The following is a 20,376-nucleotide window of genomic DNA, read 5'->3' as shown; positions in this document are numbered from 1 at the left end:
TAAACGGTTTTTAAGTTTCCCCTTTTTTATTATTAGCCCAGGTCTTTGCATAAAGTCAAACGAGCCTCAAACTCAGAATCAGCGTAATGGAATAAAATCTATTAAATTCAATGACTTAGTTAAATAAGCTTTAATGGAGGTAGGCGTTTGGTAACTCTTCAAGCACATCCTGAGCATGCCTTACTAATTTCGCCCCCTCTTGAATTAGTTGGTGCGAACCCTCAAAAAGTGGCGATGAAATCGACCCCGGCAAAACGAAAACTTCCCGCCCCAATGCGCTTGCTAGGTAGGCGGTTATGAGAGAGCCGGATTTTTGCGCAGCCTCTATGACCACGACTCCTAAAGATAGGGCGGCAATGATTCGATTGCGCCTTGGAAAATGAAAGCCTTTTGGGCTTGTTCCTGGGGGGTATTCAGACAGCAGTAAACCATTCATCGCAATGCGGGCCGCTAGCTCGCGGTGCTCAGGCGGGTATGTTCGATCGAGTCCATTGCCGCAAACCGCAATCGTTTTAGGGGCGGCATTTAGGTCCAAGATACTCTGGTGGGCGGCACCATCAATTCCATAAGCCATCCCAGAAATAATGTGATAACCGGCAAGGCCCAATGTGCTTGAAAAGTACTGCGCCAATCGCATTCCAGCAAAAGATGCTTTGCGCGCCCCGACGATTGCAAGCATGGGTTGGGCAAGCAGCCCAATGTCTCCCACATAAAAGAGTCTTTGCGGCGGGTCGCTCAGATCCAGTAAACGTTTTGGGTACTGTGGACAATCTAGTGTGACAACTTGAATTCGAAAGTCGGCAGTTAGCGAGAATGGCGTATGCATCCCCTATTGTTGCGAAAGCAAGAAAGCCCGACTAGAAGGCCAAGCGGATTTGTTTGTAAGATAATTGAAATATGGCCGTACTACCTATCCTTCATTACCCCGACCCTCGCCTGCACAAGGTTGCCAAGCCGGTAAGTGCCGTGGATGAGCGAATTCAAGCAATCGTGGCGGATATGGCACAAACCATGTATGAGGCACCAGGAATTGGGCTTGCTGCCACTCAGGTTGACATTCACGAGCGCATTATTGTGATTGATACCTCAGACGAGCGTGATCAACTAATGGTATTTATTAACCCAGAGCTTGTGTGGTCGAGCCCTGAAAAGAAATCATGGCGCGAGGGGTGCCTATCTGTGCCGGAATATTTTGATGAGGTAGAGCGCCCCGAGCGAATTCGAGTGAAGGCTTTAAATCATGATGGAAGAGCATTCGAGCTTGAAGCCGATGGCTTGTTGGCTGTTTGTTTGCAACATGAAATGGACCACTTGCAGGGCAAGGTATTTGTTGAGTATCTGTCACCCTTAAAACAGAGTCGGATTTCAGCAAAACTCAAAAAGCGAGCAAAAGAAATGGTTGGTCTTCGCTAAGCGAGACATCATGAAAATTATTTTTGCTGGCACCCCAGAGTTTGCTGCCACAGCCTTGGCTGCCGTGATTGCTGCTGGCCACGAAGTGGTCGCTGTTTTAACACAACCCGATCGTCCGGCAGGTCGGGGCTTGCAGTTGCAAGAAAGTCCAGTTAAGCGCCTTGCGAGAGCGAATCACATTCCTGTATTGCAGCCACAAAGCCTCCATTTGCAGAGTAAGGATTTGAATCGTTTAGAGGAGGCCAAGCACACGTTAGCCGCTTTGGATCGGATGGATTTTGAGGTAATGGTTGTCGTTGCCTATGGCCTTATTTTGCCCGAGGCATTGTTGCAATTGTCTAAGCGTTCTGGTCGTCGAGGTTGTTTTAATATTCATGCTTCACTATTGCCGCGTTGGCGTGGAGCGGCCCCAATTCAGCGGGCAATTGAAGCGGGCGATACCAAGACCGGGGTGGCGATTATGGAAATGGAACCCGGTCTTGATACAGGCCCCGTATTAATTGACGAGGCAATATGGATTTCAAACAATGAAACCGCTCAAAGCCTGCACGATCGTTTGGCATATTTAGGAGGCGAGTTAATTGTTAAAGCCTTGAAATTAATTGCCGATAACCCAAAATTAATATTGCACCCTCAAGATCCAAAAAGAGTGACGTATGCACACAAGATATTGAAAGCGGAGGCAAAACTGGATTGGTCTAATACTGCCGAGCAGATTGATCGAAAGGTTCGGTCCCTTAATCCAGCGCCCGGCGCAAGCACAGAGCTGAACGGAGAACTTGTGAAAGTGTGGCTTACCCGAATGCCAAAGGCAGAAAGCAATGCGCGCGATGTAAAGTCAGGCACTATTTTGGGACAGGGTGAGCAAGGCGTTTTAGTTCAGTGTGGGGATCGCCCGCTTGAGCTTTTGGAGCTTCAGAACGCAGGGGGCAAAAAAATTACGGGCCATCAGTGGTTTTTGGGAAGACCCAAAGATAAGACCTTATGTTTTTCATAAAGCGGTTGCTGCGGACTTGAAGTCTGAATCGTTTAAATAGGATGGAGTTAGAGCAATGTTCAATTTAGTCAAAACAGCGATCTTAATGGCTGCAATCACTGCTTTATTTATTGTGATTGGTGGCATGCTTGGCGGGCAAGAAGGCGTGATCATAGCCCTCCTATTCGCCTTGGGCATGAATTTTTTTAGTTATTGGTATTCCGATCAATTGGTATTACGCATGACCAATGCACAAGAGGTTGATGAGCACTCAGCGCCCCAGTTTTATGCGATGGTTCAAGAGTTGGCAGCGCAGGCTCAGCTGCCAATGCCTAAAGTGTATTTAATTCACGAGGATTCCCCCAATGCCTTTGCGACGGGCCGCAACCCGGAGCATGCGGCAGTTGCTGCCACGACTGGCATCATGCGTATTTTGTCTAACCGCGAATTACTTGGCGTTATGGCCCATGAGTTGGCACATGTGAAGCATCGAGACATTTTGATATCAACCATTGCGGCAACGATGGCTGGTGCAATTTCAGCTATTGCGAACATGGCGCTCTTGTTTGGAAATCGGCAATCGGACGGTCGCCCTGGCAATCCGATTGCAGGTTTGCTGATTGCTTTGTTAGCTCCGATGGCCGCAGGCTTAATTCAAATGAGCATCTCGCGCGCCCGAGAGTATGAAGCAGATCGTGGCGGTGCTGAAATTGCCAACGATCCAGAAGCACTCGCATCCGCCTTGGAAAAAATTCATCGCTATGCAAAAGGCATTCCATTTAATGCGGTAGAGCATCATCCGGAAACTGCCCAAATGATGATCATGAACCCGCTTACCGCCTCTGGAATCTCGCAATTATTTTCAACCCACCCGGCAACGGAAGACCGCGTGTTTCGCTTAATGGAAATGGCACGAACAGGAAGTTATCCTGCCTAAGATCCCCAATCATGATGGGGCCGTAAAACGTAGCGCCCCTTTAGCCCAACTAATGCTTGGGACAAAAAAGGTTTTGATGCAGGTAGTGCACGAGGGGCGCTCCCTCAGTGCGCTATTTGATGCATTTAATGAAGTAGAGCGGCCCGCAATCCAAAGCCTAACCTATGCGACATTGCGCGATTGGACTCATGCCCAAATACGCCTATATAAGCATTTAAGTAAGAAGCCAAGTAAAGAGCTTGATGTGCTTTTGAAGGTTGCGGCAATGCTCATTCACAATCGGGGTCGCGATCAAAACCAATACGCTGTTCCAACGATTGTGAACGAGGCCGTAAAGGCCGCTGCGATGTCGCCTAAAACAAAGCATGCTCAAGGCCTAACCAATGCGGTATTACGTAAAGTTGCTTCGACGACACTTTGTCAGGCGGAGATGGACGGTCAGTTTGGCCTGCCGTTTCCAGATTGGTGGTTAAGGCGGATTCGAGCAGCATATTCAGATCAGTGGGAGAGTATTTGTCGTCGCCAACAAGAGCCTCCTCCGCTAACGTTGCGGGTCAATCAAATGATGAATACGCGCGCTGACTATGAAGCAAAGTTAGAACGCGCAGGAATTGCTTATCAAACAATTTCTGAGATTGCGGGTATTCCGTTACGAAGTGCTTTGATGATTGATGTGCCTTTGCCTGTTTCGCAGCTACCTGAGTTTATGCAAGGTGCAGTATCGGTTCAGGATGCCGGGGCTCAGCTTGCGCCTGGGCTGTTGTGCTTACAAAACGGCGAACGACTGTTAGATGCCTGCGCCGCTCCAGGAGGAAAAACCGCCCATCTTTTGGAGACAATTCGTTCTGAGCCAGGAGAATTGATAGCGCTTGAGATTGATACAGAGCGCACAAAGAAAATAGTGAATACGCTTACCCGACTGCAGCTAATAAATAGCCGCATCCAAGTCATTACAGGCGATGCCAGTCAGCCTGATTGGTGGGATGGTAATTTGTTTGACAAGATCCTTTTGGACGTTCCCTGTTCTGCGTCAGGTATTGTGCGGCGTCATCCTGATATTGTCTTTTTAAGGAAGCAACAGGATATCGTCCGCCTGGTAGAGACCCAACGGGCTATTCTTGAAAACGTTTGGATGATGTTAAAGAATGGCGGCACTTTACTTTATTTAACCTGCTCCATTTTTCCTGAGGAAGGCGAAGAGCAAATCACCCGATTTTTGAGGGACCATCCAAATGCTTTACGATTAGAGGCTCCAGGCCAGCTATTGCCAAGCGAGCATCACGATGGATTTTTTTATGGTTTGTTAAAAAAGCACCAACCATGACCACTTTTTTACGACATTCTTTATGGGCACTAGCTTGCTTCATCGCAGTGTGCATGACAAGTGTCGCTCATGCACAAGTGATCAAAGTGAAGCAGGCAGAGTTAGAAAAGGTTGAAGGCGCTTGGTTATTAAATGCCAATTTCGGAATTGAACTTCCACCTGGTTTAGAAAACGCCCTGAAAAAGGGGGTCACACTTCACTTTGTTGTCCAGTTTGAACTGACCCGGAATCGTTGGTATTGGTTTGATGAAAAAACAGCTAATGTCCAGCGTCAAGTCCGGCTTTCGCATCAACCACTCATCAATCAATACCGAATTACGGCTGGGGGGTTGGCATTTAATGCAAATTCGTTGGTTGAGGCGTTACGGACTGCCGGCACGATTGGTGGCTGGAGTGTCATTGAGGCAGCTGCAATCGATGCGGAGAAACAATACGAGGCCGCACTACGAATGACCCTAGATCTTGGCAAGCTACCTAAACCATTTCAGGTTGATGCCCTGAATAGCCGAGACTGGTCTCTAAGCGGCGAATGGTTACGTTTTCCGTTTAATGCCTCCATGACTACTGTGATGGGACGCAAATTATGAGTTCCGTGTTCGGTGTAAATAGCAAAGACTTTATTAAGCGCAGAGCTTTACCCTTAGTTACATTATTAAGCGGGCTGATTGCTCTGATTTTGCTACTCCTCTTATCAACCGCCACATCCAATACCGATTTTTTTGATCAATACTTTATATGGTTGTATGCCGCCAATATAGTGGTGGGTATTTTGCTCTTACTCACCATCATTATTTTGGTAGTAGTGATTAGTATTCGTTGGCGGAAGGGGCGTTTTGGCACGCGTTTAATTGCAAAGCTTGCCATGATTTTTGCGTTAGTTGGGGTGGTGCCAGGAGTTATTTTGTACAGCGTGTCTTGGCAGTTTGTCTCAAAAAGTATTGAAACGTGGTTTGACGTTAAGGTAGAGTCTGCCCTGAACTCTGGTTTAGAGTTGGGCAGGGTGACCTTACGCATTGCCCAAGAAGAAATTTTGGCCGAGGGAAAATTTATCGCTGAGCAGGTGATTCAGGTGCCGCCCGGTACTAGCTCCGAGCAGGTGGGAAGCATGATTGTCAAAATACGCAATCAGTTTGGGATACAGGAAGTAAGCTTATTTAATATGCAACGCATTCTGATTCTCAGTACAGAATCCAGACCAAAGCAATTTTTCCCGGCGCCTAGCGCCGAGGTCGTAGAGGATGCGTTTAAGAAAAATGGCATTACCTTCCTTGACGAAATTGAACTTGCTAAGGGTCAGCCTGGTTATCGAGTGCGGGCAATCGTTCCGATTGTTCGTCAAAAAGCCGTTCCAACCAAAACCGGTTCAACACGTTATGTTGATGATAAGTATTTTTTACAGCTAGTTCGATTTATTCCCGAGCCATTGGCTAAAAATATTTATGCGGTTGAATCTGCATATAGCGAATACCAAGAGAAGGCCCTTGGGCGGGTTGGACTGCGCAAGATGTACATTGGCACGCTTACTTTGACACTCTTTTTTGCCTTGTTTGTTGCTGTAACTTTGGCACTTCTTTTGGGTCGTCAATTGGCGCAGCCATTGTTGATGCTCTTGCGCGGCACCCAGGCGGTTGCGCAGGGCGACTTAAGTCCCAAACCCGAACTTGATACGGGTGATGAATTGGGTATGTTAACCCGTCAATTTAATGTGATGACTAAGCAATTGTCTGATGCGCGCGACTCTCTCCAAGAATCGAAGTCGTTCCTGGAAACCGTGTTGGGTAATTTAACCGCCGGTGTATGTATTTTTGACAATAACTTTAATTTGGCATCAAGCAATCCTGGGGCTGCCAAAATATTGGGGCGTGACCTACTGGCAATCACAGGTAAACCGCTTCGCACGATTCCCGAGCTCATTGAGTTCGATGGTGCAGTTCGCGAGGGTTTTACAACTCAAAATTTAATTACTTCGGCTAAAACGGGCGAGGTCAATAAACTTGAGCCGGTTTGGCAAAAGCAAATCCAAATAAATCCTGTCAATGAATATGAAAATGATCTAGGGTCCACATTATTTGTTAGAGGGACTCAACTTTCCACCAGCCTAAAAATGATTGTGTTCGATGATATTAGCGACGTTGTTGCAGCACAGCGCTCGATCGCCTGGAGTGAGGTTGCTAGGCGGTTGGCACACGAGATCAAGAACCCACTGACGCCCATTCAGCTTTCAGCAGAACGCCTTCAGCAAAAACTGGTTGGCAAATTAAGCCCTGACCAGGATGAGATGCTCGAGCGTAGTACCAACACCATTATTGGTCAGGTGCAGGCAATGAAGCAAATGGTCAATGAGTTTCGAGATTTCGCAAAGACCCCAAGCCCAACCTTGGGAAGCCTTGATTTGAATATCCTGATACAAGAGGTTATGGGTTTGTATGAGGGCAGTAATATTGAGGTTCGCTTGGATTCTAGATGTCCGAGGGTCATGGGCGACCCGACTCAATTACGGCAAGTGATCCATAATCTCTTGCAAAATGCTCAGGATGCTAGTTTGGAGAGTCATCATGCCAAGCAACTCATCGAAATCTCGACAGAGCTTGTAGAAATTCAAGATGCCGATCAAAATAGAGCCGCAGTGCGTATGACGATCAGTGATAGCGGCCCTGGTTTTCAGGCTAAGATACTAGCAAGAGCATTTGAGCCATATATAACCACGAAGGCAAAGGGAACCGGATTGGGATTGGCAGTTGTGAAAAAAATTATTGATGATCATGGTGCGAAAATCGAGATCCGCAATCGCAAACAGGGAGACGAGCTTTTGGGCGCCCAAGTATCCATTCTGTTTATAAATCTTGCTAGAGGGGCGGTCTAGCTATGGCAAGTATTTTGGTTGTCGACGACGAGATGGGAATCCGTGAGCTTTTACAGGAAATTTTGACTGAAGAGGGGCACACGGTTTATCCAGCTGAGAGTGCTAACCAGGCTCGAGCTGTACGAGAGCAAATGGAGCCCGATTTGGTGCTCCTCGATATCTGGATGCCAGATACCGACGGAATTACTTTATTGAAAGAGTGGGCTCGAGATAACTTGCTAACCATGCCAGTGGTCATGATGTCCGGCCATGCAACCATTGATACGGCAGTTGAAGCAACCCGAATTGGCGCTCTTAATTTTCTGGAAAAGCCTATTGCACTTCAGAAGCTCTTAAAAACAGTCGGCAAAGCCCTCGAGCGTGCACCCCTAAAAAAGCCAGATGAACTGGAGCCTCAAGCTCAACCACGTTCAATTGATTTACCAAAAAATGCAAATCAAGACGAATATATTAGCGGGATTGCAAAAAGTTATTACGGACTACCTTTGCGCGAATCTCGCGACCTCTTCGAAAAAGCCTATTTTGAATATCAAATGGTGGTCACGGGCGGCAGCATGACCCGCATCTCAGAGTTCACTGGGCTTGAGCGAACCCATCTCTATCGCAAGCTAAAGGCACTCGGTATCGATGTCACTAAAAAGCAAGAGTAACTGATCCTATATAATCTCAACTCTTGGCCTGGTAGCTCAGTCGGTAGAGCAGAGGACTGAAAATCCTTGTGTCGGTGGTTCGATTCCGCCCCGGGCCACCAAGATTCATTAAACCGCCTATTGGCAGTTCTTATCTACCTCTTGATCTCCGGTAGTTCAGTGAGGAATCAATATGCTACTTATAACCTCGGTCATTGCTGCTGCCCTAACGTTGATTTTTATTAAATTATCTTTCAATGTCATAGGTTTGCGTAGAAAGAATAAGGTTTCCTTAGGAAGTGGCGGGCATGAGGATTTAGAGCGAGCAATTCGAGCCCAAGCCAACTTCTCCGAATATGTTCCCATTGGGATCATATTACTTGCCTGCTTGGAGCTTAATGGAGCCCCATGGTGGCTGGTTCTTGTTCCAGGAATCACCCTTATTACTGGCCGCTTAATTCATGCCAAGGGCATTAACACGCCGCCGCCAGATTTTAGTTTGCGCATATTGGGGATGAAATTTACCTTCAATACGCTAATAGCACTCGTGGTTTTGAATATAAGTTGGACTATTTATCAATTGATGCATTAGGTATATTGTTCTAATCAGCTGCTTTGCAATTTGCTCAACCTAGAGATTAGAGGGTTATTGTGGGTTTGTGGTCAGGTTACCCATACAATTTCTTTTAAAACTTCTTTGGAAAATTTATGCGCTTTCTTGCCATCACCCCAATCTTTATTTCATTGTTAACTGGGTGCGCATTACATAACTACGGGGATGACCAGTTTCAGTTGAGGATGGCCGCCCATGGAAAAGACATTATGTGGGTACCCACCAGGGTCGATACGGCAACACAGATGCTTGCCTTAGCGCAAGTGAAATCCGGCGACATTGTTTATGACCTTGGCTCGGGAGATGGCGTAATTCCAATACAGGCGGCAAAGCGCTATGGCATTCGAGCCGTTGGAATTGAATACAACCCAGATTTGGTTGCATTATCAAAACGCAATGCAATTCGTGAGAATGTCCAAAATTTAGTGACTTTTAAGCAGGGCGATATTTTTGTTGAAGACTTTTCCTCAGCAACGGTCTTGACCTTATTTTTAGGTGAAAGCCTAAATCTAAAACTGATGCCAACGATTTTGAGGATGAAGCCCGGCACCCGAGTAGTTTCAAATACATTTCGCATGGACTCCTGGATTCCGGATCAAGAGGTTTCAATAAGATCAGGCGAATCCACAATCGGCGCTCTGAATGAAACCATATATTTATGGATCGTGCCAGCCAATATCGATGGTGCATGGGAATTTACTGGTTTACCGAATTTAGACAAGACGTCAGTTCGTTTTATCCAGAAAAAACAGTTCTTTGATGGAACCATTGCTAAATTAGGTAGTCGACCCATTTCATTTGAGGATGGAAAAATTCGGGGCGAAGCCATTCAGTTTGATTTTGAGACCAATGGAAAAAAATATTCGTTTAGGGGACAAATCAGCGGCACTCAAATAAGCGGGATTCTTAATGGAGATCCTAAATTGAATGTTGCTGGTAAACGTCTTAAATAAGGACTGCACGGGGTGGATTGGTAGAGATGTTTTCATTAACAAATCTTTCAATCCCTGTAATACAAGCCCCAATGGCTGGTGGTATTACAACCCCAGTATTCGTCTCAGAAGTTTCTAATGCTGGCGGTTTAGGTAGTTTTGGCTTTGCGTATAGCTCTCCCGAAATAATTGATCGTGACCTAAGACTTGCGCAGTCCCTAACCCAAGGCCTAATCAATGCCAACTTTTTTCTATTTCAAGAGACAGCCCTACCTGATTCAAAAACGATACAACTAGCGATCGATTCACTTCGTGAAATTGCTCCTGATATTGATTTCGTTATTCCGGCATCGCCTTTTTATCCTGACCTTGAAATGCAATTAGAGCCAGTTTGGCAATTGCGGCCATCCGTTCTAAGTTTTCATTTTGGCATCCCATCAGACTTGATCATCCAGCGTGCCAGAGCGCTCGATATCGCCATTGGAATTACCGCTACCAGTCTTGAGGAGGCCTTACAGATCGAGCGAGCAGGCGCTAATTTCATTATTGCTCAGGGCATTGAGGCAGGCGGCCATCGTGGCATATTTACGAACGAGGTATCCGATGCAAGGTTGACAACATTTGAGCTGTTGCCTCAAGTGGTTAGACGTTGCACAGTCCCAGTCGTTGCAGCCGGCGGTATTATGGATGGCCGTGATATTCAAAAGGCTATCGATTTCGGCGCAAGCGCCGTTCAAATGGGCACGGCCTTTTTATGTTGCGCCGAATCCGGAGCTTCTTCTGAATATAAAGCTGTACTGATGGCCGAAAGGCCGCGGCCTAGTGTTTTTACGAAAGGTTTCTCAGGGCGATGGGCTCGAGGAGTTGAGAATGCGTTTACACGACATATGGAAGGTAAGCCAACCCTGCCATTTCCAATGCAAAACACTTTAACAGGCGCATTACGCCAAGTTGCCGCTCGTTCGCATGATCCAGAGCATCAAAGCTTATGGGCGGGCGCTGCTTTTCATAAAGCGCGAGCACTTAAAGTATGTGAACTGATGAACGCATTACAAATCGAGCTCAAAGGCTAAAACGCAGTCCGGTTTAGCCCACTTTTAATAAGATCACACCCAGCAAAATGAATGCAACGCCAATCCAGCGAATCGGAATGTTGGGGTCACCAAAAACTAAGACCCCTAAGGTGAAGGTACCCACAGCACCAATCGAAGTCCAAACTGCATAGGCAGTTCCAATCGGAATCTCTTTTAAAGAGTACCAAAGTAACAAGCCACTTAGTGCCATACTGATAACGGCAATACCAATGCCCCAGATCTTCATATTGGGGAGGTCAGCAAGTTTTAGCCCCAAAGGCCAGCCTATTTCACAAGCGCCCGCTAGAAAAAGTGAGATCCAGTAAATGCTCATGGGCATTTGTCTTTCATAGAAATGAACTACGCTAGCATAGCAAAGATGAGAATATTGATCACCGGGGCCACCGGGTTTATTGGAAGACATTTGGTAGGTCGCTTATTGGAGGAAGGGCATTCGCTAAGTGTGACCGCTAGGTCTGTAGAGGGGGCGAGATCTTTAATTCAGAGCGGAGTCAAGCTTACTCAGATTGATCTTCTACTAACGAATGATTTACAAGCGCTGGTTCGTGGCCACGATTGGGTGATACATTGCGCAGCCCATGTTGGGCTATGGGCCCCCAAAGCCCTTTACGAAAATCTAAATATTGGATTAACGAAGAGACTTCACGATGCTGCAATTCAAGAGGGTGTTACAAAATTTATTTATATGAGTTGTGCAAATGTGATTCTTAATGATCGGGTGTCGATCGAAAATGCGACCGAAGACCGACCAATCTGTGATCAAAGGGCATTTCGATACGCGTATTCAAAAGCACACGCTGAACAATTCGTATTGGCGAACGCGTCGGCGTGTATGCAGACCATCGCGTTGCGACCCGCTTTGGTCTGGGGTAATGGCGATATTGTTGATCGTCAAATAGGGCCTGCCGCAGATCGTGGATTGTTTGGTTGGTTTGGTGATGGGCGGTATCTCTATTCCACTTGTTACATTGGAAATTTATGCGAAGCGATTGTGCAAGCATTAAAAGCCAACCTACTTACTGGAGCATTTTTTATTCGGGATAAGGAGGAAATGAATCTTCGCGAGTTTTTGAGTGCCCGATTACAAGCCAGCAATTATGCGGTGCCTACCCTATCGATTCCACGAGCAATGGCTTGGCCTTTGGCACGATTTACCGAAAATGGCTGGAACTGCCTGCCGCTTAAAGGCCAGCCGCCTCTGGTGCGCGAGGCTGTGCGCACCATGGGCTATCCATTGACCATCTCGTTTAGCAAGGCAAAAAACTCGTTTGGTTACAGCCCCCCATACTCTGTTGCTGATGGATTGGCAGCAATTCAACGAGGTTTACGCCAATAAGCCGATATTTCGTAATACAAAATGGTTTGCTGAAAAATGAAACAGCGACACAAAAAAATATCCCTCCTAGGCATTCCTGTAGGATAAGTAACTGATTTATATCGATTTATTTTGCAATATCCTGTGCTAAATTGGTTTCATCAAATTATTTTTTAACTTTTGGAGGATCCATGAATAGCAAGCTTGTTGATGAAGCGCCTTACCACCCGGGTTATGAAGATGCATCGTTTGAGCAGGTTGAAAACCCACTGATGGCTGAACTGGCTCAATACCGCAAAATGAATGAGCGCTATATTGAAACTGCTAAAAAAATCGTAGAGTTCTTAGGTGCGGGCAGTAAAGCTGCAGCTTAAGATATTTTCGGCCCATGAATAAAAACCACCTTCGGGTGGTTTTTGTTATTGAGCTTATCGAAACGGATTCATCAAAACCGTATGGAAATCTTTCCATAGATTGACCAATCATAAGACTGAAAGGTTTGCACTACGGGTTTGCTGGCACCCACTGCAAATAAAAGATGATTGTTGATGGAATGCGTCACCATGGCATCAAGCGGAACAAACCAGCCACCTCCCGCTGAGTTGTAGAGAATTCCATTTTCATCCCAGAATCGAATTTGTGTGCCAGGGGAAAGTTGTAATCCAATCGTGGGATACAGTTGAAGCGTGCGTAATAGCGGCGGCTGGGATGGATTGGCCGCAAACGAATTATTTTTACTATCAAATCCGTACATGTAACGAACCAAAGGTGAAAAGTCAGATAGCAAGGACTTACTTGAGGACTGAGGAACAAAGGACGCGCTCACTTGGGGACCTACTGCCCACTGACCATTGTTGCCAAATGGAAAAATGATGCGACCCCCCAGATTAAGGTTCCAGGCGGGTAAAAATCCTGGGGGCATTCCCCAAATTGTGAGCATCGTATTGCCCGCACTAAATTGACCACTATTTTGTCCGGGAGCATTAGGTCCCCAAGTAGAGCTGATTGCGGTATCAATGCGCATCATTCCTTTCCACTGATGAATGGAGAGTGGTTGATAGAAACGCAATTTATAAATATCGCTTAGATCATTATTTCCATAGCCATTTTGATAGGCCCATAATTCCAAAATCGATTGTTCGCCGTAATTAAAGGAATCGTTTTTTAACTCCCAAAAACTATATTGCTGCGCTTCAGTAGCAACCTCTTGAGCCAAGCCGTTATGTGCCAGCACGACAAAAAAACTACATAGGAAGCATAGAATAATTTTCATGACTTCAACGATTTATACGGTTCGTGATAGTGAGATCTTGTATATTAGGCTTAATTGCAAACAAAGGTATATAAATGGGTAATAACAATTCAAAGCCCGATCTTGAGAGACTATTTGAGCAAAACCGACAGTGGATTCGGTCTGTAACAAGCGCTGATCCAGATTATTTCTCAAGATTGGTGGATCAACAAAACCCCGAGTACCTCTGGATTGGTTGCTCAGATTCACGCGTCCCAGCCAATCAAATTGTGGGGCTCAAGCCAGGCGAAGTCTTTGTTCATCGCAATATTGCAAATATTGTCGTACATACTGACTTCAATGCCCTATCGGTGATCCAATTTGCGATTGATCGTTTAAAAGTTAAGCATATTATTGTGGTGGGGCATTATGGTTGTTCAGGAATTGCAGCTGCAATGAACAATACCCGCATCGGAATTGCGGACAACTGGATCCGACACATTAAAGATGTCCACGATAAACATTATCACGAACTTTGTTCCATTGAGGAAGAGAATGCTCGCTTGGATCGATTGTGTGAGCTTAACGTATTAGAGCAGGTCATTAATATTGGACAAACCAATATTGTTCAAGATGCCTGGGCCAATGGACAAACCATTTCAATTCATGGGTGCATCTATCGGCTGCATGATGGCTTACTTAAGGACCTTCATACTAGCATCTCAAATCCGCAAGAGCTGCACGATCGGTATCGCGCACAGTTGGCGAGCTAAGGAGTGTCATGAACGTTCATGTAATTGGGATATTTAAAATCCAGAACCCGAAAGATTTTGATGACTATCGCGCACAGGTTGGTGCAACTATTGAGCTCTATAAGGGCAGGGTTGTGCGCAGGGGAGTTTGTAACAGCCCCCTTTGGAATCAGTTAAATGCCGCACCGTTTGATACCTTCGTTGAGCTTAGCTTTCCAAGCTTAGAGGATGCGAAGCGTTGGGCCAATAGTCCAGAGTACTCCGCATTATTGCCCGTTCGCGAACGGGCCATGCAATTGACGCTTTTCCCTGTTGTGACCTAAAAGCGCTCTTGTTTACCCAAAATACGCCACTGACCGCTTGGAAGTGATCCTAGGCTTATTTGACCAATACGGATTCGTTTTAGACCAATGACAGTGAGATCAACGAGCTCACACATCCTCCGAATTTGCCGTTTGCGCCCCTCTCGCAAAACAAAACGGAGTTGATCCTCATTTTGCCAACTTACTTTTGCCGGTTTTAGTGCCTTACCATCAAGCGATAGGCCATGCTGCAAAGAGCGTAAGCCCGCATCAGATAAATTGCCACTAACACGAACTAGATATTCTTTTTCGATCGGACTATCTTCCCCGATTAATAATTTAGCAATTCGTCCATCTTGAGTAAGCACCAACAAACCAGATGAATCAATATCAAGGCGCCCCGCTGGAGCAAGACCTCTAAAATGAGCGCGTTCAGTTTGATGGGATGCACCCATAAATTGATTATCGGGAATGATGAGTGATGCTGCTGGCTTGTATTGTTCTTCGTCATCTAAATGCGAAATATAGCCTACCGGCTTATTTAATAAGATGGTGAGGCGTTGTTCTTGCTGACGCTTGGCGCCAGAATGCAATTCAATGGTTTGATGCCGAAAGGCTCGAGTACCTAATTCTTGAACGACTTCGCCATCAACAGTCACTAAACCTTGTTCAATATAGGCATCCGCTTCTCGCCTTGAACACAAACCACGTTCAGATAATAGTTTAGAGACCCGAATTTTTTCCATTACCAAAATAGTAACCAAATGAGGCCAAAAATTAAGACCCATTTGCCGATGTAATAAATCTGACGATGGGAAGCCTTTAGTTTTTTTGTCTGCATCCGTAGTCGATAAAAATAAGTGAAAAGAACGTTTACAAAACCAAGCGATTCACCCTCGACATTTTGAGAAGCGGCCGCACTCATTACTTGCAAACCAAACCAGCGATTAAAACATTGCATTATCTTGGTGTGCAGCGGCCTCTCAATATCGCAGAATAAAACAATGCGTTGATGTTCGGTGTTGTTGGCTGCGAAATGGATATAAGTTTCGTCAAACATAACTGCTTCGCCGTCTTTCCAAAAGTAGGACTCACCATCCACATTAATAAAACAATGCGGACTATTCGGAGTTACAAGACCTAGGTGGTAGCGCAATGACCCAGCATAAGGATCGCGATGACGAACTAAAGTTGCTCCAGGTGGTAGTGAGGCAAACATGGCGGCCTTGATACTCGGAATCGATTTAAGTAATGCAACCGTTTGGGGGCAGGACCCTTCTGCCGATGGCAGATCTTTACCGTACCAATATAAATAAAAGCGTTTCCAGCCAGTGCGAAAGAAAGAATTAAACCCGATATCGTTGTAGCCGGTTGCTTGACGAATTTGTCCGCTGTCTTGAAGCGCTAAAGCCTCATCTCGAATCATTTGCCAGTGATCGTTTAGTGGCCGTAGTTCTGGAAACTCATTGGTGGGTAGATAAGGACTGCAACCCACTTTAGAGAATAAATAAATCAATGCATTGATGGGTGCTAGCAATACTACATAATCAGTGAGGGAGCGAAGCAAACCAAAGCGCACCTTACCCCGATAGTAAATAAATAGCGCTGAGCCTAAAAAGATGAGAAAAATCCCGTGACGAAGCTCCATCTAGATACCTACTTCCGAATCTGTGCCTGACGACGCAAAATCTCAGCATCAATCCTTTTTAACATGGCATCATCCGGATTGCTCCAGGTTGCGCCAGACTGATTGGCCATGTAGACAACCGACGCAGCAAAATCACTCACACTTAAATCCGGTTTTCCACCTTTGGCGGGCATACCACGAATCCCAACATAGCCATGAGCCGTAATTTGGATTTGGCCTTCCTTAATTAGAACGGCCCACTTGGCTTTGTCCCCTAGCTTTGGGGCCCCCGCAACCCCAGGCGTATGACAGTTTGCACAAACTTGCTTATATATTGACTCGCCCGAGCTAGCAAATGAGTGGCTAGAAAACACCATTAAGAAGCAAATGCTAAATAAATAACAAGCTGAATTAGGGCGCTTCATAAACTCATCCTCTTCGGTCAATTTAATCCAGTAAGATAGCTTTTTATTAAATAAATCGTATGGCACGTTTTTTTCGATCATTTCTCATTTTAATTCTGATTAGCGCGGTTTTAATCGCTGGTTATACATATTTAATGCTCAATTGGAGTTATGCCGAAGGCGATCGAGCCGGCTATGTTCAAAAGTTCTCTAAGCGCGGCTGGTTTTGCAAGACCTGGGAGGGAGAGCTTGCGATGGTCTCAATGCCTGGAACCATGTCTGAAAAATTCTTCTTTTCGGTGCGCGATGATGCCGTGGCGAACAAAATAAACGCTAATATGGGGCGTAAAGTTTCATTGCAGTATGAGCAACACGTTGGTTTGCCAACCAATTGCTTTGCTGAGACTGAATATTTTATCGTTGACTTAGTTGTTCTAGATTAGCCATACCCTAAAAGGCTTCACGGCTATTTTTTTCTAAAGATTATTTATTTTTATAACATTTTGTGTTTACAATTGCACCAGCGCATGTGCGCAACACAATGAACAATTAACAAGGAGCTTCACTTGAATAAAGCAGATTTAATCGCAGCAATTGCTGACGATGCCGAGATTTCTAAAGCAAAAGCAGAGTACGCTTTGAATTCTGCCATTGAGCACATCATTAAAGCAGTAACTAAGGGTGACTCAGTACAGTTAATCGGTTTTGGAACCTTCGCTTCTGGTAAACGTGCTGCTCGTATGGGCCGTAATCCAAAAACGGGCGAGCCTCTCAAAATTGCCGCCTCCAAGACAGTCAAGTTTTCTGCAGGTAAGGCATTTAAAGACGCTGTAAATAAGCGTAAAAAGTAATCGAGAACAATCTCAGACAAACCCAGCTTCGGCTGGGTTTTTTGTTGCCACCCCTTCTAAATACTTAGCTTTGAACTAGTCGTCGATGGCGGTGGATACTCATCAATATGCCGGCCCCAAACCCAAGCGTTACAAGGGCGGTTCCGCCATAACTGAGGAGCGGAAGCGGAACCCCAACCACTGGAAGAAGTCCTGTGACCATGCCGATATTTACAAAGGCATAGGTGAAGAAAATCATACTAATGGCACCCCCTAGGAGGCGCGTAAATAAAGTAGGCGCATTGACTGAGATTGCTAAGCCGCGTTTAATAAGCGCAAAAAAGAGCAGGATCAAAAGAATATTGCCAAGAAATCCAAACTCTTCAGCAAAGACAGCAAAGACAAAATCAGTATGTTTTTCAGGAATAAATTCTAAGTGGGATTGAGTACCTTCACGCCAACCTTTGCCAAAAAAGCCGCCCGATCCAACCGCAATAACTGCTTGAATGGTATGAAAACCTTTTCCAAGCGGATCGCTTGATGGATCAAGTAAGGTACAAATCCTATTTTTTTGATATTCCCGAATTAGTGGCCAATTGATGTCGGGCGCACATATGCTGCCGCTAAATACAACAAGAAATAAAATGGCAACTACTGCAATCGCCACAACGGGAATGATCCAACGCCATGGTAAGCCCGCCAAAATAATGACATAGAGACCCGAGGCGAAAACCAATAGCGCAGTCCCAAGATCGGGTTGGCGAGCAATCAGAAATACCGGTAAAGCTAGCAATATTGCTGCTACAAGATAATCAACTGCTGAGCGAATACCCTCACGTTTTTGAAAATACCAAGCGAGCATGAGTGGTACCGCAATCTTCATAATTTCCGATGGCTGAATAACAATACCAACATTGACCCAGCGTCTGGCCCCTTTTTTAATCAATCCAAAAAGAGCAACGGCGATTAATAGCGCAATGCCAATGCCGTAGATCCAAACCGCAGCAGTTTCAAGCCACTTGGGCGGGATTTGTGAAACCGCCCACATGATGACAAAGGCAATGACCAAGTTACGTATTTGGTCAACAAGAGCCACGGGGGTGCCCTGCCCGGCCGATAAAAAAACAATAAAACTAATAAATGCAAGGGCCAAGAAAATGAAGCCCAGGCGAGCATCAAAGCCATTAAACAGGTGAAGGAGGATTAATTTAAGCCGAACTAAGGCACTCTTTTCCATTCCGGAATCTCCTTAGGCCATTTACCATCAATGTAATAGTCAAGCGCTTTGCGCGCAATCGGCGCAGCATGCTGGGCACCAAAACCAGCATTTTCAACAATCATCGCAATGGCAATTTTTGGTTTGTCATTGGGTGCGTAGGTCACAAATAAAGCATGATCGCGAAGAAACTCAGGGGTTGAGCCGTGGTGATACGTTTTAGAGTTCAAGCTAAATACCTGAGCAGTACCTGTTTTGCCTCCCGCACTGTAGGTGGCATTACGAAATGACGATGCAGATGTTCCTGATTTATTCACCTCAACCATCGCTTTTTTGATGAGTTCAATATTTTCTGGCTTGAGATCAATGCGATAGCTTTCCTTGGGGGTGGTGAGTTCCTTTTGTCGTGTGAATGGATCCTCAATGGCTTTGGCAATATGAGGTTTCATGACCACACCATAATTGAGAACATTTGCAAGGCCATGTGCTAATTGCAAAATGGTGAATGCGTTATAGCCTTGTCCAATGCCTAGTGAGATGGTCTCACCCTCAAACCACTTTTGCTGCTCCGGCTTTTTGAAGGCTGTTTTCTTCCACTCTGTGGATGGCAAGACACCTTTTGCCTCACCCTCTAAATCAATCCCAGTAATCTGACCAAAGCCCAATGGTTTCATAAAATCATGCATCATGTTGACACCCATGTCGCGTGCTAAGAGGTAGTAGTAGGTATCACACGATTCCACAATGGATTTTTCCATATTGACCATTCCATGGCCGCCTACTTTATCGTCACGAAAGGTGTGATTACCAAACGTAAAAAATCCCGGATCTGCAATCGCATCTTCGGCTTTGCGTTTATTAAGTTCAAGCGCAGCAAGTGCCATGAAAGGTTTGTAGGTGGATGCCGGCGGATAAATACCCTTTAGGGGCCGGTTATAAAGGGGTTTTTCCTTTGACTCATTCAGTTCTTTCCAAGTGACAGGATCAATTCCTTCGACAAAGTCATTGGGATTGAAATTGGGCTTTGAAACGAAGGCTAGAATATCGCCGGTTTCGGGCTCAATGGCCACAAAGGCCCCGCGATGCTTGCCATACAGTTGCTCAACTAGCGCTTGAAATTTAATGTCAATTGAGAGAATGACATTTTTGCCAGGGATGGATGGCGTGCTTGAAAGAGTACGAACGGGCTTACCACCAGCCGTAATTTCTACTTCATCATAGCCTGGAACGCCACGCAAAATTCTTTCATACGTTTGTTCGATACCAATTTTGCCAACATATTGAATGCCGGGTAAAAATGCGCCCTGAAGCGCATAAGGGTCTTGACTGCCTCTCGTTTCCAGAAGCTCGTTTTGCATCCTTTCTTTATCTTTTTGTGAAACTCGTCCGATATAACCGATTAAATGGGATGCTAATTCGTTATAGGGGTATTCACGAAAGTTACGTGCGCTGACATCAACACCCGGAAAGCGATATCGATTGGCTAGAAAGCGAGCCATCTCGGCTTCGGTCAGCATGGAACGCAAAGGAAATGTACCCATGTTTCGAGAATCTTCGAGGGCACGTTTAAAGTTTCGGCGATCTCTAGGGCTAATTTGAATAATCTCCGAAAGCTCATTGATGAGATCGTCTACGTTGCCATTAATTTGTGAGGCATCTACTTCCAAAGTTAGTGCTGAGTAATTACGCCCAATCACAATCCCGTTGCGGTCAATCAGCAAGCCTCGATTGGCGGGCACCGGTACGATTGCAATGCGATTGCTATCTGCAAGTGTCGAATATTGTTGATGGCTAATGATTTGTAACCAAAACAAGCGTATAGCCAATAAGCCAAAACATACGCCAACAAAAATTATTGCAACTCGTGCCCGTTCTTGAAATGAATAGAGATCAGGTTTTTTTATTGAAGACATATCGT

General features: G+C 45.5%; 24 protein-coding genes and 1 tRNA gene. 17 read left to right on the top strand and 8 right to left on the bottom strand.

Annotated features, from left to right (window positions below):
- Nucleotides 1–130 precede the first annotated feature (130 nt).
- Nucleotides 131–826 carry a DNA-processing protein DprA gene (gene dprA, locus ICV32_RS09975; protein WP_215370709.1) on the bottom strand — a complete coding sequence of 232 codons (696 nt, stop codon included), beginning with the start codon at nt 824–826 and terminating at the stop codon, nt 131–133.
- Nucleotides 827–897: 71 nt separating this feature from the next.
- Here dprA and def point away from each other — a divergent pair, with 71 nt between their 5' ends.
- The 11 genes from def (at nt 898) to ICV32_RS09920 (ending at nt 10,760) form a co-directional block, all read left to right on the top strand.
- The gene (def, locus tag ICV32_RS09970; RefSeq protein WP_215370706.1) at nt 898–1,413 is read left to right on the top strand and encodes a peptide deformylase; all 516 of its coding nucleotides are present in this window, start codon (nt 898–900) and stop codon (nt 1,411–1,413) included.
- A 10-nt stretch (nt 1,414–1,423) separates the two neighbouring features.
- The gene (fmt, locus tag ICV32_RS09965; RefSeq protein ID WP_215370704.1) at nt 1,424–2,410 is read left to right on the top strand and encodes a methionyl-tRNA formyltransferase; all 987 of its coding nucleotides are present in this window, start codon (nt 1,424–1,426) and stop codon (nt 2,408–2,410) included.
- A gap of 55 nt (nt 2,411–2,465) precedes the next feature.
- Nucleotides 2,466–3,326: a zinc metalloprotease HtpX gene (gene htpX / locus ICV32_RS09960; RefSeq protein ID WP_215370701.1), complete on the top strand. Its 861-nt coding sequence runs from the start codon at nt 2,466–2,468 to the stop codon at nt 3,324–3,326.
- A 76-nt stretch (nt 3,327–3,402) separates the two neighbouring features.
- Complete coding sequence (gene rsmB / locus ICV32_RS09955; RefSeq protein WP_215370698.1) at nt 3,403–4,650, top strand: 16S rRNA (cytosine(967)-C(5))-methyltransferase RsmB; 1,248 nt, start codon at nt 3,403–3,405, stop codon at nt 4,648–4,650.
- A gap of 53 nt (nt 4,651–4,703) precedes the next feature.
- Nucleotides 4,704–5,237 carry a DUF4390 domain-containing protein gene (locus ICV32_RS09950; protein ID WP_251371867.1) on the top strand — a complete coding sequence of 178 codons (534 nt, stop codon included), beginning with the start codon at nt 4,704–4,706 and terminating at the stop codon, nt 5,235–5,237.
- Nucleotides 5,234–7,513 carry an ATP-binding protein gene (locus ICV32_RS09945; protein WP_215370692.1) on the top strand — a complete coding sequence of 760 codons (2,280 nt, stop codon included), beginning with the start codon at nt 5,234–5,236 and terminating at the stop codon, nt 7,511–7,513. The genes ICV32_RS09950 and ICV32_RS09945 overlap by 4 nt, the downstream gene beginning before the upstream one ends.
- Before the next feature lie 2 nt (nt 7,514–7,515).
- Nucleotides 7,516–8,163: a response regulator gene (locus ICV32_RS09940; protein ID WP_215370689.1), complete on the top strand. Its 648-nt coding sequence runs from the start codon at nt 7,516–7,518 to the stop codon at nt 8,161–8,163.
- Between the two features lie 25 nt (nt 8,164–8,188).
- Nucleotides 8,189–8,264 (top strand) — tRNA-Phe (locus ICV32_RS09935).
- A 146-nt stretch (nt 8,265–8,410) separates the two neighbouring features.
- Nucleotides 8,411–8,734: an MAPEG family protein gene (locus ICV32_RS09930; protein WP_251371866.1), complete on the top strand. Its 324-nt coding sequence runs from the start codon at nt 8,411–8,413 to the stop codon at nt 8,732–8,734.
- A gap of 116 nt (nt 8,735–8,850) precedes the next feature.
- Entirely contained in the window at nt 8,851–9,708 is an 858-nt protein-coding gene (locus ICV32_RS09925; RefSeq protein ID WP_215370685.1) for a methyltransferase domain-containing protein, read from the top strand.
- Between the two features lie 26 nt (nt 9,709–9,734).
- Nucleotides 9,735–10,760 carry a nitronate monooxygenase family protein gene (locus ICV32_RS09920; RefSeq protein WP_215370683.1) on the top strand — a complete coding sequence of 342 codons (1,026 nt, stop codon included), beginning with the start codon at nt 9,735–9,737 and terminating at the stop codon, nt 10,758–10,760.
- Between the two features lie 13 nt (nt 10,761–10,773).
- Here ICV32_RS09920 and ICV32_RS09915 read toward each other — a convergent pair whose 3' ends face one another.
- Nucleotides 10,774–11,100, bottom strand: coding sequence for a multidrug efflux SMR transporter (locus ICV32_RS09915; RefSeq protein ID WP_251371865.1), 327 nt, complete (start codon nt 11,098–11,100; stop codon nt 10,774–10,776).
- A gap of 39 nt (nt 11,101–11,139) precedes the next feature.
- Between ICV32_RS09915 and ICV32_RS09910 the strand changes: the two genes are divergently transcribed.
- Together ICV32_RS09910 and ICV32_RS09905 are read left to right on the top strand one after the other, a co-directional pair.
- Nucleotides 11,140–12,117, top strand: coding sequence for an NAD-dependent epimerase/dehydratase family protein (locus ICV32_RS09910; protein WP_215370680.1), 978 nt, complete (start codon nt 11,140–11,142; stop codon nt 12,115–12,117).
- A gap of 170 nt (nt 12,118–12,287) precedes the next feature.
- Complete coding sequence (locus tag ICV32_RS09905; protein ID WP_215370677.1) at nt 12,288–12,470, top strand: hypothetical protein; 183 nt, start codon at nt 12,288–12,290, stop codon at nt 12,468–12,470.
- Between the two features lie 71 nt (nt 12,471–12,541).
- Here the strand turns inward: ICV32_RS09905 and ICV32_RS09900 are convergent, their stop codons facing one another.
- Entirely contained in the window at nt 12,542–13,369 is an 828-nt protein-coding gene (locus ICV32_RS09900; RefSeq protein ID WP_251371864.1) for a hypothetical protein, read from the bottom strand.
- A 74-nt stretch (nt 13,370–13,443) separates the two neighbouring features.
- Between ICV32_RS09900 and can the strand changes: the two genes are divergently transcribed.
- Together can and ICV32_RS09890 are read left to right on the top strand one after the other, a co-directional pair.
- Entirely contained in the window at nt 13,444–14,100 is a 657-nt protein-coding gene (can, locus tag ICV32_RS09895; protein ID WP_215370674.1) for a carbonate dehydratase, read from the top strand.
- An 8-nt stretch (nt 14,101–14,108) separates the two neighbouring features.
- The gene (locus ICV32_RS09890; protein WP_215370671.1) at nt 14,109–14,402 is read left to right on the top strand and encodes a DUF1330 domain-containing protein; all 294 of its coding nucleotides are present in this window, start codon (nt 14,109–14,111) and stop codon (nt 14,400–14,402) included.
- Here ICV32_RS09890 and ICV32_RS09885 read toward each other — a convergent pair.
- Genes ICV32_RS09885 through ICV32_RS09875 form a run of 3 tightly spaced genes read right to left on the bottom strand, consistent with a single transcriptional unit; the run spans nt 14,399 to nt 16,433 of the window.
- Nucleotides 14,399–15,127: a pseudouridine synthase gene (locus ICV32_RS09885; protein ID WP_215370668.1), complete on the bottom strand. Its 729-nt coding sequence runs from the start codon at nt 15,125–15,127 to the stop codon at nt 14,399–14,401. The two genes, ICV32_RS09890 and ICV32_RS09885, sit on opposite strands and share 4 nt — an antisense overlap.
- A complete protein-coding gene (locus ICV32_RS09880; protein WP_215370666.1) occupies nt 15,127–16,029 on the bottom strand; it encodes an aspartyl/asparaginyl beta-hydroxylase domain-containing protein in 903 nt (300 codons plus the stop codon). The genes ICV32_RS09885 and ICV32_RS09880 overlap by 1 nt, the downstream gene beginning before the upstream one ends.
- An 8-nt stretch (nt 16,030–16,037) precedes the next feature.
- Nucleotides 16,038–16,433 (bottom strand): cytochrome c5 family protein, encoded by a 396-nt coding sequence (locus tag ICV32_RS09875; RefSeq protein WP_215370663.1) that lies wholly within the window; start codon nt 16,431–16,433, stop codon nt 16,038–16,040.
- A gap of 59 nt (nt 16,434–16,492) precedes the next feature.
- Between ICV32_RS09875 and ICV32_RS09870 the strand changes: the two genes are divergently transcribed.
- Both ICV32_RS09870 and ICV32_RS09865 read left to right on the top strand, forming a co-directional pair.
- Nucleotides 16,493–16,855 carry a hypothetical protein gene (locus ICV32_RS09870; RefSeq protein ID WP_215370660.1) on the top strand — a complete coding sequence of 121 codons (363 nt, stop codon included), beginning with the start codon at nt 16,493–16,495 and terminating at the stop codon, nt 16,853–16,855.
- A gap of 123 nt (nt 16,856–16,978) precedes the next feature.
- Nucleotides 16,979–17,263 (top strand): HU family DNA-binding protein, encoded by a 285-nt coding sequence (locus ICV32_RS09865; RefSeq protein WP_108509234.1) that lies wholly within the window; start codon nt 16,979–16,981, stop codon nt 17,261–17,263.
- Between the two features lie 64 nt (nt 17,264–17,327).
- Here ICV32_RS09865 and rodA read toward each other — a convergent pair whose 3' ends face one another.
- Nucleotides 17,328–18,479, bottom strand: a complete 1,152-nt coding sequence (gene rodA, locus ICV32_RS09860; RefSeq protein ID WP_215370657.1) for a rod shape-determining protein RodA — start codon at nt 18,477–18,479, stop codon at nt 17,328–17,330.
- A complete protein-coding gene (gene mrdA, locus ICV32_RS09855; RefSeq protein ID WP_215370654.1) occupies nt 18,461–20,371 on the bottom strand; it encodes a penicillin-binding protein 2 in 1,911 nt (636 codons plus the stop codon). Before mrdA ends, rodA begins: the two co-directional genes overlap by 19 nt.
- Nucleotides 20,372–20,376 lie beyond the last annotated feature (5 nt).

The organism is Polynucleobacter sp. MWH-UH24A (assembly GCF_018687475.1).
Lineage (GTDB): Bacteria > Pseudomonadota > Gammaproteobacteria > Burkholderiales > Burkholderiaceae > Polynucleobacter.
This window is presented reverse-complemented; position numbering and strand designations above follow the sequence as displayed.